The organism is Rubrilithobacter danxiaensis, assembly GCF_047272945.1.
Taxonomy (GTDB): domain Bacteria; phylum Bacteroidota; class Bacteroidia; order Sphingobacteriales; family Sphingobacteriaceae; genus Rubrolithibacter; species Rubrolithibacter danxiaensis.
The window spans coordinates 75959-91284 of sequence record NZ_JBKOPS010000007.1; the positions used below are offsets into that span (position 1 = coordinate 75959).

The 15326-nt window shown below is 37.3% G+C and carries 14 protein-coding genes; 4 read left to right on the top strand and 10 right to left on the bottom strand.

Annotated features, from left to right (window positions below):
• From ACLCDL_RS10605 to ACLCDL_RS10615, 3 genes are all read right to left on the bottom strand, one after another.
• On the bottom strand, positions 1–2028 hold the full coding sequence (locus ACLCDL_RS10605; protein WP_423148269.1) for a PAS domain S-box protein: 2028 nt from the start codon (positions 2026–2028) through the stop codon (positions 1–3).
• A 198-nt stretch (positions 2029–2226) separates the two neighbouring features.
• Positions 2227–2502 (bottom strand): hypothetical protein, encoded by a 276-nt coding sequence (locus ACLCDL_RS10610; RefSeq protein ID WP_423148270.1) that lies wholly within the window; start codon positions 2500–2502, stop codon positions 2227–2229.
• Positions 2503–2616: 114 nt separating this feature from the next.
• Complete coding sequence (locus ACLCDL_RS10615) at positions 2617–3555, bottom strand: hypothetical protein (protein ID WP_423148271.1); 939 nt, start codon at positions 3553–3555, stop codon at positions 2617–2619.
• A gap of 69 nt (positions 3556–3624) precedes the next feature.
• Here ACLCDL_RS10615 and ACLCDL_RS10620 point away from each other — a divergent pair, with 69 nt between their 5' ends.
• Positions 3625–4641: a TIM barrel protein gene (locus ACLCDL_RS10620; RefSeq protein ID WP_423148272.1), complete on the top strand. Its 1017-nt coding sequence runs from the start codon at positions 3625–3627 to the stop codon at positions 4639–4641.
• A gap of 67 nt (positions 4642–4708) precedes the next feature.
• The gene (locus ACLCDL_RS10625) at positions 4709–4960 is read left to right on the top strand and encodes a YciI family protein (RefSeq protein ID WP_423148273.1); all 252 of its coding nucleotides are present in this window, start codon (positions 4709–4711) and stop codon (positions 4958–4960) included.
• 11 nt (positions 4961–4971) lie between these two features.
• Here ACLCDL_RS10625 and ACLCDL_RS10630 read toward each other — a convergent pair whose 3' ends face one another.
• Positions 4972–5760, bottom strand: a complete 789-nt coding sequence (locus ACLCDL_RS10630) for a hypothetical protein (protein WP_423148274.1) — start codon at positions 5758–5760, stop codon at positions 4972–4974.
• Positions 5761–5949: 189 nt separating this feature from the next.
• Here ACLCDL_RS10630 and ACLCDL_RS10635 point away from each other — a divergent pair, with 189 nt between their 5' ends.
• The gene (locus tag ACLCDL_RS10635; protein ID WP_423148275.1) at positions 5950–7317 is read left to right on the top strand and encodes a Gfo/Idh/MocA family oxidoreductase; all 1368 of its coding nucleotides are present in this window, start codon (positions 5950–5952) and stop codon (positions 7315–7317) included.
• 70 nt (positions 7318–7387) lie between these two features.
• On the opposite strand, the gene ACLCDL_RS10640 is transcribed toward ACLCDL_RS10635, so the two are convergent.
• The 6 genes from ACLCDL_RS10640 to ACLCDL_RS10665 all read right to left on the bottom strand — a co-directional run bounded on the left by ACLCDL_RS10640 (position 7388) and on the right by ACLCDL_RS10665 (position 14056).
• Positions 7388–9112 (bottom strand): CHASE domain-containing sensor histidine kinase, encoded by a 1725-nt coding sequence (locus ACLCDL_RS10640; protein ID WP_423148276.1) that lies wholly within the window; start codon positions 9110–9112, stop codon positions 7388–7390.
• Positions 9113–9373: 261 nt separating this feature from the next.
• Positions 9374–10624, bottom strand: a complete 1251-nt coding sequence (locus ACLCDL_RS10645) for a DUF2130 domain-containing protein (RefSeq protein ID WP_423148277.1) — start codon at positions 10622–10624, stop codon at positions 9374–9376.
• A 146-nt stretch (positions 10625–10770) separates the two neighbouring features.
• Entirely contained in the window at positions 10771–11379 is a 609-nt protein-coding gene (locus ACLCDL_RS10650) for an HAD family hydrolase (protein WP_423148278.1), read from the bottom strand.
• Positions 11380–11455: 76 nt separating this feature from the next.
• Positions 11456–11716, bottom strand: a complete 261-nt coding sequence (locus ACLCDL_RS10655) for a hypothetical protein (protein WP_423148279.1) — start codon at positions 11714–11716, stop codon at positions 11456–11458.
• A gap of 65 nt (positions 11717–11781) precedes the next feature.
• Positions 11782–12702 (bottom strand): EamA family transporter, encoded by a 921-nt coding sequence (locus tag ACLCDL_RS10660; RefSeq protein WP_423148280.1) that lies wholly within the window; start codon positions 12700–12702, stop codon positions 11782–11784.
• 10 nt (positions 12703–12712) lie between these two features.
• On the bottom strand, positions 12713–14056 hold the full coding sequence (locus ACLCDL_RS10665; RefSeq protein ID WP_423148281.1) for a PhoH family protein: 1344 nt from the start codon (positions 14054–14056) through the stop codon (positions 12713–12715).
• Positions 14057–14896: 840 nt separating this feature from the next.
• On the opposite strand from ACLCDL_RS10665, the gene ACLCDL_RS10670 reads away from it, so the two are divergent.
• Entirely contained in the window at positions 14897–15307 is a 411-nt protein-coding gene (locus tag ACLCDL_RS10670; protein ID WP_423148282.1) for an Ohr family peroxiredoxin, read from the top strand.
• The last annotated feature ends 19 nt before the right edge of the window (positions 15308–15326 follow it).

Here is a 15326-nt window from a genome sequence, read left to right on the forward strand (position 1 = left end):
TCAGTTTTCCTGAATTTTTTCAGGAATTTCGAAATAGAAGGTTGAGCCTTTGCCGGGTGAACTTTCTACCCACATCCTTCCCTTGTGCCGATTGATGATCTCATGTGAAATATACAAACCTATTCCCAGGCCTGATATATGCGAAGCAAGGTCATCTACGCGGTAGAATCTGGTAAAAATACGGTCCAGGTATTCTGGCTTTATACCGATGCCAAAATCCTGTACGGCAAATGTTATTCGCTCATTTGATTTTCGCACACTTACTATTACCCTATTTGCTTGCGGAGAATATTTCATGGCATTTGAGATCAGGTTGATAATTACCTGTTCAATCCGGTTCCTGTCGGCATATACTTCGATATATGAGTCAATCGAGTTAAATTCTATTGAATGGGTTTTGCTTTCATGGCGCATCATTTCCAATATTTCCTCTGTCAGGCTAACAATATTGAAGCTGCTAAACATAAATGGCAGTTTACCTGCTTCTATTTTAGAGATATCCAGTAAGTCGGAAATGAGATTAGATAATTTAGCAGTTTGTTGCAATGCTTTTACTATAAAAGCATTATAAGTTCCTTCATTTAATAAACTTTTTTGTAATATTTGTAAATAACCTTTTATGCTTGTAACGGGAGTTTTTAGTTCGTGGCTTGCAAGGCCTATAAATTCATCTTTCTTGGAATTCAGCTTTTGTACTTCGTCCAGTAACTTTGCATTCTCTAAAGCTATGGCTGCCTGCGATACTACACCTACAAGCAGTTTTTCATGGTCGTCTGTAAATTTTGCAGGCTGAGAGTGTCCAAAAAATAGCCCTCCTATCACAGTGCCGTCTTTGGCAATAACCGGGATAGCCAGGTAACTTACTACAGGTAAGTGCCCTTTCGGCATACCATAAAAAGGTGGGTTTTTGCCATATCTTGGATCTTTTTTAATATCATCTGAGCGTAAAACTCCTTCTCCGCTAAAGGTAGTATGAAAAACAGCAGAGTTTCGGGGCATGCCAAATTCTTCAAATGCTTCTTTTGGAGCTCCTGATAAGGTATATAGCACGTACGACTCGCTATTCTCATTTACCGTATTGTAAAAAAACGCTCCAAACTCTGCTCCCATTAAGCGGGTTGTTGAATCTGTTACCTTCTGTAAAATACTTTGGGTATCCAGATCCTCCGATATAGCTTTACCAATTGAGTTTAAAATTTCCAGATTTTCTGAATGTTCTCTCAGTTTTTCCTCTGATAATTTTCGCTCAGAAATATCCCGGGCTATTTTAGAGGCACCTATAATTTTGCCATTTTTATCCTTTACTGCCGATACGGTTAAAGAAAGAGGAACCCTCTTTCCATGTTTCGTTACCCGCACTGTTTCAAAATGGTCCACTTTTTCACCCACACTTACTTTACTGATAATCAAATCTTCTTCGGCTATTCTCTCAGGCGGAATAAGCATTCTGATATTCATTCTAACAGCTTCCTGCTCAGTGTAGCCAAACAGTTTTTCCGCTGCCTGATTCCAGCTTGTAATTACCCCTTGCAGTGTTTTGCTGATTATAACATCATCAGAAGATTCAACAATAGCAGCCAGCCTTCCCTGCTTTTCTTCAACCTGTTTTTGCTCAGTAATATCCAGTAAGGTATTAACAGCGCCTGTCAGTTCGCCGAAAGAATCAAAAACAGGGACCGGATGGGGAAGAATATTACGCCGAACCCCATCGGGCCGCTCAACGATAATCTCCTCGCCGGTAACAGAAACTTTTTCTTGTAACGCTTTGGCCATTGGGCTCGAAGCCAGTGAAATAGGATTTCCTTCAGGAGTAAATATTTTCCAGGAACCCGACCACATATCTTTACCTATTACCGGTTCTTTACCCCATAATGTGGCAGCAGCACGATTATATGAAGTGATAAAGCCATTTTTATCGCAGGTATAAATTGCTATCGGAACATGATCAATGCAATTGGAAGGAAAACCTTCGGACGGACTTTTAACTCCTCCAAAAATTGCAGATGTATCCTGATATGATGTTGACATTCCTGATAAAGATAAACAAAGGTAGAGGATTATACGGCTAATGGAAAAACAATAGGTATAAATGCAAGTACACACATAAAAGTATCAGCAATAATACATGGCGATACTTGCTGTCAAATTAATTGTTCCTGATATACAATTCTTAGTCAACAAAATTTCCCTTTCCCAAAAATTGAGTATAATTTATAGTTTTGTTACTCATTCGTGGGTAGTGCCTTCTTCTGAATCAGATTCCATCTTTTCTGATTCGCCACCATGTGTCAGTACTAATGTCACTACCATAATAAAGGCAAGTAAAGAAGTCCAGGCCCAGGGCTGGAGATATAATGGCAAACCATGAGTATGTCTGAATCCGTCAGTTGCTATATTCCATATCCGGTCACTTGTAAATGTGAAATAAAACACAACGGCCAGGGCAATCAAAAAAACGTCAAGAAATATAAAAAAGTTTTTTGGAGATACGTGACTTTTCATAGCAGGATTATTTAGATACCTTTAAAACAAGAAAAGAGGCGTTTAAGTTTAACTTTTCTTAATATTAAGAATTACTTCATAAACAAAGCATTTTATTTAGCTATTACATTTTCATTACCTGCTTTTTCCGATAACATGCAGACTTACTAAACTGGTATGGGGTAGACCCAGGGTATTTCCCGGAGTAATTTCTAATAAGTTTTGTAGATATACTTCCATTATCCCTTTTGATACTCTTTTCTTTGATTCTTCAAATTCGGGCATTATAAATTCCAAAGGCTTGCCATAATGCATTATTCCTTTGTTATCCACCAGAACTAAAAATGAATGATTAAAATCTTTGTATGCTTTGTTTATGGTAATGTAAAATGTAGGATGAATGTAAGCGTCTGAAAGGCTGATGTTATTCAACGGATCTTTTTCAACCTGCAGTTTTTTTACTTCAATAACAGGGCTTTTACTTTTTAAAACTACAGGATTTCGTGCTGCAAAAGCGCTGTCAATATTTCCAGGATTTCTGTTTGCCTTTTCGGCAAGAGAGCGGATAAACAAGGTATCTCTTTTTTTTGGTTTTCTTAGACTATCCAGGTTACCATGAAAAACTTTATTAATGTATGCATCAGAATAGAATTTCATTAATACGTTCGACATTTCTTTAGACACAACACGTGATTCTACTTTCAAAAGTTGTAATAGCAAGCTATCCTGGCCTAGCTGTTTGAAGCGGAACCATTCGCCGGCAAAGTTGAAAACGGAATCGTGACTAAAAGTAACTGGAAAATGAAAAAAACGTTTCCTTTCCGGACTATAAACCTTTACAGAATCATCTGATAAAAATTCCATTACCCATTCGGGTTCCTGCTGAAAGCCAATTTCATTAAAAGCAAGTCCGTTTTCAAAAGACCTGCGCACCTCTGTAAACCTGATCCCCTTAATGCTTTGAAATGACGGCTTTTTTATCCCTCGGGTGTTAGCACTTCCTTCAGATGAATTGCAGGAATAAAAAGCAAGGGAACTGATTAAAAGGAATCCTATACAAATTACAGATCTCATCAAAAATTGAATTGCGCTAAATATACCACTCTGTGTTCTACTTTTCTTGTGTGTATATAAAAAGCATTTATGGAAATAAAATTGCATCACTGCGGCAATTTCTTTTTAATTATTTTAGCTGAAATCAATAAATCTGAATTTTTAATGTCTGAATTACCTGTTTCCCGTCGTACGCTTTTGAAAGGCCTTGGTGCTGCCGGCGCCGTTTCTTTTCTTCCTGAAATAAATTATGCTGCTCCAATTCGTAAACCTCAGTTTGAATACTGCCTGAATATGAGTACGATACGAGGGCATAATTTAGGATTTATCAAAGAACTAGAAACAGCCGCTAAAGCGGGATTTCGATCAGTAGAGATTTGGATAGACACCTTGCAAACTTATTTAAAAACCGGAGGGACATTAAAAGACGCAAAAAAACTTATAGATGATTTAGAAATAACTGTGCAAAATGCAATAGGCTTTGCTGAATGGATTACAGATGATAACGCTGCGAGAAACAAAGGCCTTGAACAGATGAAACGGGAGATGGATATGCTTGCACAGATTGGTTGTAAGCGTACTGCTGCTCCGCCCGTTGGAGCAACACAGCTGCCTCAATTGGATCTTAAAAAAGTAGCTGAACGTTATCGAACTATTTTGGAAACAGGCGAACAAACAGGTGTCATGCCGCATTTAGAACTTTGGGGATTTTCAAAAAACCTGGGGAGTGTAAGCGAAGTTATGTATGTTGCTTTAGAAAGCAATCACCCATCCGCTAAAATCCTGTTGGATGTATTTCACCTGTATAAAGGTAATTCGGGTTTAAATACGCTGCATTTAGTAAGCCCTTCAGCCGTGGAAATTCTGCATGTTAATGATTATCCGGCAAACGTATCTCCTGAAAAGATTACAGACGCTGACAGGATTTATCCCGGTGATGGAGTTGCACCTGTGAGGCAAATTTTAAAAACCTTGACTAGCCCAGGTAAGCCGCTGATTATTTCCCTTGAAGTGTTTAATAAAACTTATTATTCGCAGGATGCATTGCAAGTAGCACAAACAGGACTTGAAAAAATGAAAGCAATTACCAGAGATATAGAATTATAAGCTCAAATAATGGATAAAAAATATCGTACTGCATCTGGTGCCGTCACGGCCGGATTTGGCAGAAACAATGACCGAAAATGAGCGGAATATTATGCTTCAACATGTTAGCTACTGGACCGAATATATGAATCGAGGTGTTGCTCTTGTTTTTGGACCTGTGTTTGATCCTAAGGGTACATACGGTCTTGGTATAATTGCTGTTGATTCTGAAGAGCAATTAACTGCCTTTATTGAAAATGATCCTGCAGGAAAAATTAACAGGTACGAATACTATCCTATGAGGGCAGTTTTACCATCAAATACAACGGATTTATTATAAATACATTCCAATCAGAAACTTTCTATTAAATTGTTTAAACGCCGGAATACGGCATTTTTTACCCTAAAAATTGGAAAAAGCTTATTTCGCATTAACGCAGCTTTTCCAAACCGGAATTTCATTCCTTCTTCAATAGAATATTTGCAGGGGTTACATATTCCGCAGGGATGGTTTGCAATAGGCTGGTGACAAAACCAGGTGCTCATCATTATATCTAACACCTCTTTTTCCTCTGCATATTTCATCATTTGAACTTTTGACCAGTTTAGTATCGGAAAACGAAAATAGGAAAAAATAGAGGCGTTACTTTCGTCCGGTTTATCTTCATCCATTTCAAAATATTCCCCAATAAGAGGACTTTGCTTTTTAACAACCTTATTTTTAATAAAATAGTGTGCCTTGTCGTCTACGTGAATAGCAAGCTCCAAACCTGAAATTTGCTGTGTATAAGCAAGACGTGAAAGAAAATCGTACTGTCGTCCTATAAATGATTCCTGTTTCAAAGCTTTAAGTTTGTTAGACAATTCCGGAACCTCGGGAATATCAAGCCTGGAATAATAATTATGAGGAAGAATACGGTTACCTGTACCGGGAAACTTTTCTTCAATTTTATGGCGAATCTTATTCATTGTTGTTATTTCCATTAACGTGGAAGCTCGTTCCGGATCGATAATATATACAGGCTGAATAATTGCGTCTGTTTCTATTATTAACTGGATTAACCGGAAGGTAGAATCCCATCCTCCTGTCCACAGTAAATTTACCGGAGAAGTTTGAGGCTTTACGGCAGAAGAGTTCATGGAGTAGATTATTGAAATTTGAATAGCTTTAAAAACACCTTCGGACAGATAAAGTTTACGTTATTTAACGTTGGCTAACTTTTAATTCTTAATTCAAGAAAAAACAGTAAAATCTTAGATACTAAAATACATTTAAAAACATCTATCTTTAATTTCGTCATCTCCTAACCTTTTATAATTCGAGTTTATATGGATAATTTCAACATCAGTCGTCGTCGTTTTCTTCAGGGCACTACCGCCACCCTTGCCCTTTCTGCACTTGGCGCCAGCGGAATGGATATTATTAATCCTGCAAAACAGTATCGTGTAGGACTGATAGGAACCGGCTGGTATGGAAAAAGCGACTTATTTCGCTTAATACAGGTAGCGCCGGTTAATGTAGTTGCGCTATGTGATGCTGATAAAAATATGCTGGCAAATGCGGCAAAAATGGTTAGCCAACGGCAAAAATCCGGAAAAACTCCGCGTCTTTATGGTGACTACCATAAAATGCTTGCTGAAAATGAATTCGATATTGTTCTTATTGGCACTCCCGATCATTGGCATGCCCTGCAAACAATTGAAGCTCTTAAGTCCGGGGCGAATGTGTATGTTCAAAAGCCAATAAGTGTGGACGTGATGGAAGGAGAAGCGATGGTTGCCGCTGCACGTAAATATAACAAGGTTGTTCAGGTTGGAACACAGCGTAAAAGTACGCCCCACCTGATCGATGCAAAGAAAAATATTGTGGATGCAGGGTTACTTGGTAAAATATCTCATGTAGAAATGTGCTGCTATTATCATATGCGAAACAACGGAAATCCACCTGTGCAGCCTGTGCCTGATTTTCTGGATTATGAAATGTGGACCGGCCCCGCTCCTCTCCGTCCCTATGACGGAATTCCGCATGTAAGATGGTGGCGAACTTTTATGGAATATGGAAACGGCATTATGGGAGATATGTGCATTCACATGTTCGATACTGTGCGTTGGATGCTTAAACTGGGCTGGCCCAAAAAGATCAGTTCTACCGGGGGTATTTTTGTTGATAAGGAAGGAAAGTCAACTATTTCAGATACACAAACAGCCATTTTCGAATACGAGAACCTGAATTGCGTATGGCAGCACCGCAGTTGGGGGACTTCTGCCGATCCGGAATATCCCTGGGCTTTTACTTTATACGGAGAAAAGGGAACACTAAAGGCAAGTACTATGCAATATGATTTTATCCCTGAAGGAAAAGGTGAAAAGATTCACAAAGATGTGGTTTACGAAAAAGAAAAGTATCCTGAAGATCTTACTGAACCGCAAATAGAATTAAATGCAGCTCCTGCCACCCGCTTGCACATGATAAATTTCCTGGAAGCTATAAAAAATGGAAACCGGCCTGTAGCGGATATAGAAGAAGGACACATTTCAACAGCCAGCTGCATTTTAGCTAACTTGTCTATGAAAACCGGACGCCCTTTAGTTTACGATCCTAAAACCAGACAAATTATAAACGATCCGGAAGCAAATGCACTTCTTCAGCGGCCTTATCGTCAACCATGGATTCATCCGCATCCCGATAAGGTATAAAGAAGATTTAAACGCTCTCTTTTATCTGTCAAGCTTTTCATCAGGTATAGATTATATTAAAAGACACTAACTATTCAAGTGGCAAAATAATTTCAAAAACAGAACCTTTTCCAACTTCACTTTGCACAGTAATTTCTCCGTGATGTTGTTTTATTATTTCGCTGGAAATGTACAAGCCCATACCCAAGCCCGAAAGAATTGGAGAAAGCTCCTTTGCTCTGAAAAACTTCTCAAAAATCTGTTTCTGATTTTCTTTTGAAATGCCTATTCCTTTGTCCTTTACCTTTATTATAACCTTTTTCTTCAAAAGTTCTACTTCTACAAAAACTTTATCCTGCCCCGGTGAATATTTAATGGCATTTACCAGGAAGTTTGAAAGGGCTTGTTCCAGTCTGAACTTGTCGCCTTTTAGTGTTATATCCGGAATTATTGCAGGTTTTATTATTTCATGACTTGCAAACATGTGTCCAACGTTTTCTACACTATCAGCAATAAGGTCTTTAAGCAAAAATGTACTGATATTTAACTGCAGTTTTCCCGACTGGATTTTCGAAACGTCCAGCAGGTCGGCTATTAAGTTATTTAACTTTTGAATCTGCGTATTGGCTTTAGCTGCAAAAACACGTTCCTTTTCTTTTAATTCTGCCCTTTCAAGAAGTTGAAAATAGGCTTTTATACTTGTTAAAGGTGTTTTAAGTTCATGGCTTGCGATCCCGATAAACTCATCTTTTTTATTTTCCAGTTCTTTTGTGAGAACTAATTCTTTATCAACATCCTTTTTCCGTTTAATAAAACCTAAACTTATCATAAATAATAAGGAAGAGATTGCTAAGCCAAAAAATAAAACCAGTATTGGCTGACGCTTTTCTATTGCAGACCCGAAATTTGGCCGGGTGGTAACATGTATGTGCCATGGAGTACCAATATTATTAATAACGGTGTCGGCATAGATGTCTTTTTCATAATTTTTATACTTACGGGCAGCATGTAAAACAGAATCTGAGTTATAGAGAAGGCTTTCTTCTTCAACTGTATTACCATCATAAATCTCTATATCAACATCGTCAAACTGTTTTAATACCGCATTCATCAAATCATACGCCCTGAAGGCGTTATATACAAACCCAATAATGTTCTTTTTACGGTCTGCCACAGATTTGATGATTTCGTTATTCTTGTACACGGGCAGGTATAATAAAAACCCCGGTTGTACATTCTGATTGGTTTCCTGGACAAGTTTAACTTTACGGCTCAATGCCGCTTTGCCTGTTATAATTGCCCTGTCCATAGCTTCACGGCGTATCGTTTCGCTATACATATCAAAGCCAAGTGCCCGCAGATTGCGAAAATCCAACGGTTCAATAAAGATTATTGGAGAAAGGTAATTATTCTTAAATGTAGATCTGATTTTGAAATTTGGAAACCCCGTTTTTCTTAGCGACTGTTCGACCTGTCTGCTTTCAGGTTTAGGAATGTAGCGTGCATATGCAATAGCCTGAATCCCGGGATAGTTAGAAGAAACCTTTAAATTTTCCGTATACGATTTCCAATCTTTTGCGGTAACACTATCGGAGGCATAAAAAACAGCCTTACATCCCTGTAAAATCTGTACATAATCTATTATCCGGGTTCGTACAGTTTCGGTTATACGCTGAATCCTGATTTCAAAAAGCTTCGCCCTTTGTGTTTTAAAAGAAACAGTGGATTCATAAAATGCGTAAAAAGAAAAAGCAATTAAAGATACCAGAATAAGAAAAGCAGGATAATAAGTACGTAAAAAACTCTTTATTTTCATAAGCACCAAGGAAAATATCCTGTTAAATGCGTTTTAATTCTTCCTGTATTAATAACCGGAAGTGCTGATATATTTTAAATATTCAGATAGCCGTTACTTTATTAATAGTAAAAAAAACAGATAGTTTTTAAAAATAAACAGTGTTATAAAAGCACAGGAAATATACAATATCGTTATTATTAACTTTTTATTTTTAACAATTTCTATTAGTTATACCAAATCCAGAGTTATTAATGATTGTAAAAAACAAATAACGCAAAATTAATCTAACATCAAAGTGTCGTTATCATCTATTAAATTCATCTGAATCGTATCACTTCCGGCAATGCCTTCAATAGAACCACGAATATGAGCAGCATTCAGTAAAACTTTTTCCAACTGCTTTTCACGTGCTTTCCATAACTTCTCCATTGCTTCGCGTTCTTTTTGAATAGATAAGCGCATGCTCATAAAACCCTCCCTGATGGCTTTCCATTGTTCGGAAAATTCAGAACTTGTTAAATAATCGTACAGCATTTGCATCTTTTCACCCTTATTTTCCTGTGATACGGAAACACTATAAAGTTTGATTATACTGTCTCGCAGGATAAAGGCTACCGCTTTTGCTTCTTCAAAAGAACAGATCCAAACACCATCTTTTTGTCCGAAACAATCCATTCCCTTTGGATAGCATTGCGAAACAATAACGGCTACATCAACACCCATGCTGCGCATATCTTTTTTCAGTTTCTCTATCCAGTCTCCCGAAAAATCTTTAGTGCGCTTACTTTCATAAATTATTTTGCCGCATTCCTGTCCAAACTGGTTGCGTACGGTTTGAACGCAATCAGCACCTCTTACGCCCTTGCCTACTTCGGTTATTATATCAAAAGGGAACGAAGTACGAAGCAGCTCTTCCAGAATTAATTCCTGTACTTCTCCCTGCAATTGCATCGATCCCTGTTCTGCTTTGCGTTTCATCTCGTCCGCCAGTTTTTTCTGATCTTCAAGCTGTTTTTCAAGTTCACGCAAGCGTAATTGAAATTCAGTTTCTTTAATCTGATTCTTTTCAAACTCCTGCTTTTTTATCTGCTCGGCAAGCTGATTCCTTTCTTCCTGTAGTTTACGCTGCAAATTAATTTCAAATTCCTCTTCCTTATTTTTAAGTTCCTGCATTTTTTTGAGAAACTCAAGTTCTTTCAGCCTCGATTCCTTTAGCTTTTCTTCGGCTTCCTTATTGGAGTATTCCAGCAGATGGAGTTTGTTTTCATAATCGGAGGAAATGGTTTTACGCAGATTCTCTTCCAGTTCCTTTTGTACTCTGCTTTTTTCCTCAGCTATTTTTTTATCAAATTCCTCCTGCTGCTGCAGCGCTTTCCTGTTAAATTCTTCTAATTTTCGTTGAAACTCATCTTCCTTTTCCTTTTTAAAAGAGTTCATTTTCTCGCGAAGCTCTTTCTTATATTCCTCAGTCATAACCTCTTCTATCGGGAAAAGATAACCGCAGCCCGGACACTTTACTTCTGTTGCCATACTTAAAATTTGAAAGCTGAATTTAGGGAAAATATAGATTCAATCCTTTTATTTCAAACACAGATTAAAAAAAGAAAGAGGACAAATGCCCTCTTTAGTGAATCAGTAAGTATTTATTAAATTCTTCTTTTGGATTGAAGCGCAATCTATATAACAACACCACATTCGTTCAGTGCTGCTTTTAATTTTTCCGAAGAAATAAAATGAATCGTATTGATGCCCATTTTTTCTGCTCCTTCAAGATTTCGCTGGTTATCATCGATAAAAATTGAATTGGCAGGAACTATAGAATACCTGTCTATAATAAGCTGATAAAATTCGGGAAAGGGCTTTCTTGATTTTTCGGTTCCGGATACTACAATTCCGTCAAACCAATGCAGAAATTCGTACCGGCTTTGGGCAACAGGAAAAGTCTCATGCGACCAATTTGTTAAACCGTAGAGTTTATACTTGCCGCTTTCTTTCAGTTTTTTCAAAATTTCAACAGTTCCTTCAAAAACGCCTCCAAGCATTTCTTCCCACCTGTCATAATAAGCCCGGATATTTATTTCATGATCAGGATATTTTTCTATTAAAAACTCGGTAGCTTCTTTTAAAGATCTTCCGGCATCCTGTTCCTCATTCCAATCGGGAGTGCAAATTGTTCCAAGAAACTCGTTCATTTCATCTTCATCCTTGAATATCTTTTTATATAAATACTTAGGATTCCAGTCAATTAATACTCCGCCAAAATCGAATATAATGGTATCAATCATATTTTAAAATTTGCTGTAAGATTAAAAAAATAGTCCGAAATACCTATTTCAGACTATTAATCATGTTACAGAAACATTAAACAGAATCGTTTAAATCCTCCATATCCGAATTTTGTTCAGTCATTCCTGGAAACAATCGTTTAACTTCATCTTCATCCAGGTCATTTTCCGGATCTTCCATTTTGTCATTATCGTTTGTACTATCGCTGTTATTTTCTATGTTCTCACTATTTACAATATCTTCTTCGGGCTCCAGATCTTCTTCATTTAATTCATTAGGGCCTGTAAGCGATAAATCTTCATTTTCTTCCGGAAATTCTTCTTCATGTAATTTCATAGTTGTTGGTTTTGATGTTACGATATAACAACAGAAGAGAGATTGTGTTGACTTTCAGTATCTCATTAAACTTTATTTCGATAAGAGGATATGTTTACCAGAACTACTCCTGCCAGGATTATTACTAATGCAATCAGCATACTACCGGAAATATTCTCATGTAATATTAACCAGCCGAGCAACACCGCTACAGCCGGATTTACATAAGCATACGTACTTACCTGCGAGGCAGGGCGAATGTTTAACAGCCATATATAAGAAAGATAACCAATCAGTGAGCCAAAAAGAATGAGGTACGCAAGTCCGAGAATTGAACCGGTGGTTATAGCTGAAAAATGCAACTCTTTCCACTCACCAAGAGCAATACCAAGTATCATACAGGCAATTCCACCAGCAATCATTTGAATACTTACCCTTTTAAAAAAAGAAATTGAAGGTGATTTATTCCTTGAATACAAAGAACCTAAAGCCCAGCAGATATTTCCAGCTATTAAAATAAAAAAGCTAAATAGCACGGATGAATTGATAGTATCTCCGTCCTGTCGCACGGAGATGAGGAGAATGACCCCTGAAAATCCGATCAGCAACCCTGCAACAGATTTAATATCCCTAAGCGTGTTTTTCCAGTTCCGGAAATCAAAAAGTGTGATCCAGATTGGCATTGATGCTACAAATATGGAAACCACACTTGTTGAAAGAGTTTGCTGAACCCATAAAATAGATCCCAGGCCGCCGAATATTAATAATAAGCCGGCAAAGACATTTTGCATCCAGTCATTTTTGGTAATACTGCTTTTTTCTTTAATACTGGTCCACAAAAAAAGTAAGAAGCCGGCGGTTATAAAACGTGTGCCTCCCATAAGCAACGGCGGTATTGTTTTCATAGCCACGGCATTCGCCAGGTAGGTAGATCCCCAAATAATGTATATAGCAGCAAAAGCAAGAATAATACGTAAGCCGGATGCTGAATGAGAAGTGTTTTCCAATTTATAATTCTTATAACAATTCGGTAGCCAGGTTTGCAAGTTCGCTTCTCTCCCCTTTTTGTAAGGTTACATGAGCATACAGAGGATGATTTTTTGCTTTATCTATCAGATAAGACAAGCCGTTACTTTCCGAGTCAAGGTAAGGCGTATCAATCTGGTAAATATCTCCTGTAAAAACAATTTTAGTATGTTCGCCTGCTCTTGAAATAATGGTTTTCACTTCATGAGGGGTTAAATTCTGAGCTTCGTCCACAATAAAGAAAATTTTAGTGAGCGTTCGTCCCCTGATAAATGCTAAAGGAGCAATTGCTATTTTTTCCGTTTCAACCAGTTCGTCAATTTTAGCCTGTATCTTCGTATCATCATTAAACTGTTCTCGGATAAATTTCAGATTATCCCAAACAGGTGCCATATACGGATCAACTTTCGATTTAACATCCCCGGGTAAAAAACCTATTTCTTTATTGCTTAAAGGCACAATTGGCCTGGTTATAAAAATTTGTCGGTAGTTTTTCCTTTGTTCAAGCGCAGAAGCTAAGGCCAAAAGTGTTTTTCCGGTTCCGGCATTTCCCTGAAGGGTAACCAGTTTTATTTCCGGATTAAGTAAGGCATGTATAGCGCAGGCCTGTTCAGGATTTTTAGGATAAATATTAAAAACAGCTTTTTGAGGCACTTTCTCGTAGCTTTTGTTTCGTAAGCTGTAAAATACTATTTCCGACTTTTCCTTACCCTGTAACAAAATAAACTGGTTGGATGAAGGGACATTGATTTTTATACCTTTCAATGCGCTCATTCCCTTTTCACTAACCTGCTGTAGTATTTTTTCGGATACGTTGACAGTGGTAGTGCCGGAATATAATTCTTCTACATTTTTTACTTTTCCTGTTTCGTAGTCTTCTGCCGGAAGATTCAGGGCTTTTGCTTTTAAACGTAGGCAAATATCTTTCGAAACCAGTATTACTTTTTTGTCAGGATGTTCCTTTTGCAGGCTTAATGCTGCATTCAATATTCTGTGATCAAACTTTCCTTCTCCAAAAACTTTTTCAGCATCATATGTTCCCGATTTGTGGTCCATTATAACTTTAAAGCTTCCCAGCCGGTTGCCGTGTAAGGGAATCCAATTATTTAACCTGTGGTTCTGAGAAATATTCTCAATAAGCCGGATAAAACTTCGTGCTTCAAAATTGCGTGTTTCATTGCCATTTTTCAGGTTATCCAATTCTTCTAAAACCTGAATTGGAATGGCAACATCGTGCTCCTGGAAATTTAAAAAGGCATCGTGATTATATAATATTACGGATGTGTCAAGAACGAATATTTTACGGGTGTCAATTTTATTGTTTTGCCTGGACATAATGCAAATTACAAAAATTGACAATGAAAACAGGCTAAAAAGAAAAACGGGAATCTGCCTCTGTTCGATTAAGATTCCCGTTTATACTTTCCAAAACCGTAGTTTTAAGAAAGTAAAAGTTCTGTATCCCTGACCAGTCATCTTTTGGTGCCGATATGCTTATCAGCAATGACCTTCGCTTGTTTTCAGATCCGTAGATCTTTATACAAGCTTACCTGATTTTCATATATCTAACGACATAGTGTTAAGTTTCAGAACCTGGTTCCGAAACTTTCTTTTCAGGCTGTCAAAGTACTTTTGTTGAACTTTGATACTAAGTTAGATGAATATCTTAATAAAGCAAACAAAAATATTTTGTTTTTTTAAACACCTTACTAACAGTAATTAACATGTTGTTAACAGCAGTAAAAGTTAAATAAAAAAGGGAAACCTGCTGGCCTGCAGAATTTCCCTTTTAACTCTAAAAAAAGCCATAGCTTATTCTAAAGCTTCAAGTTTTAATTTGACAGATCCGATAATCTCATGTTCTTTCGAAACTATGAATTCAGCGATCTATTGTTTCAGATTTCAGTTTCCGTAGATCTTGAAATCTGCCACCTGCCTTTTTATCTCTTTACGCATGGTTACCAGACTTTAGCTGAAAAGAGATAAAACTCCTTTGAACTGATGATTTTCTTAAAAATTTCGTTCTTCTCGGTAGATCAGGCTGCCAAAATTATGGTTACTTGATGTTATACTAAGTTAGTAAATTGAATTGAAAATCCAAAAAAGAAATAAAATTATTTTCAACCCAAAAAATAAAGAGAACTAACTTTTAATATAAATTCTTGTTAAAAGAAAATGGAGCTTATTTATCAGGCAGAAGTACAGGTTACAGGCGGACGGGACGGACTTGCACAGAGTACCGATGGCCTGTTAAACTTAGCAATTCAAAAACCAAAGGAATTAAACGGCTTGGGAATCCAACCAAATCCTGAACAATTATTTGCTGCTGCATGGGGGGCATCTTTACTAAGTACAATTAAAATGTTTGCTGCATCTTCAAATATTGATACAGAAAAGGCAACTGTTACAGTTCGGACAAGTTTAAACAGAAATGCTTCCGGTTATTTACTTGCAGCTGATATTGAGGTACATATTCCCGGGCTTTCTGTAGAAGAAACAGCAGAGATTGTTGAAGAAGCCTATTTATTCTGTCCGTATTATAAGGCAATCCGGGGTAATATAGATGTAAAAATCTTGGCTGTATAAACTGCACACGGATACGCTT